The sequence below is a fragment of the Streptomyces rugosispiralis genome (assembly GCF_024505145.1).
GTDB lineage: Bacteria > Actinomycetota > Actinomycetes > Streptomycetales > Streptomycetaceae > Streptomyces > Streptomyces rugosispiralis.
Genome location: NZ_JANIAA010000236.1, coordinates 1 through 481 on the forward strand (window position 1 = coordinate 1; position 481 = coordinate 481).

Annotated in this window: 1 protein-coding gene; it reads left to right on the plus strand. The window is 70.9% G+C overall.

Features of this window, described 5'->3' with window-relative positions; all coding sequences use genetic code 11:
- A partial coding sequence (locus NP777_RS47230; RefSeq protein ID WP_256656376.1) for an acyltransferase domain-containing protein occupies window positions 1-481 on the plus strand: 481 nt, incomplete at both ends.

Below are 481 nucleotides of genomic sequence, written 5' to 3' on the forward strand. Positions count from 1 at the left end.
CCGGAATCTGCGTGAGACGGTGGAGTTCCAGAGCACCGTCGAAGCTCTGATCGGCCAGGGCCATACGGTGTTTGTCGAGGCCAGCCCGCATCCGGTGCTGACCGTCGGCATCCAGGACACCGCCGACGCCACCGCTACCGACGTCCTCGTCACCGGATCGCTGCGCCGCGACGACGGCGGTCTTGCCTCTTTCCTCACCGCGCTGGCCCGGCTGCATGTCCGGGGTGTCGCGGTGGAGTGGCGGGAGGCGTTCGCCGGGCTGGACGCCCATGCCGTGGACCTGCCGACCTACGCGTTTCAGCGCCGGCGCTTCTGGGCGGCGTCCCTGCGGCAGTCACCTGGGGCGGCCGAGTTCGACCATCCCCTTCTGGGCGCGGCGGTGCCCTTGCCGGAGTCCGGCGGCGGTCTGCTCACGGGGGTGCTCACGCTGGCCGGACAGCCGTGGCTGGCCGAACACTCGGTGGCCGACGTGGTGTTGTTC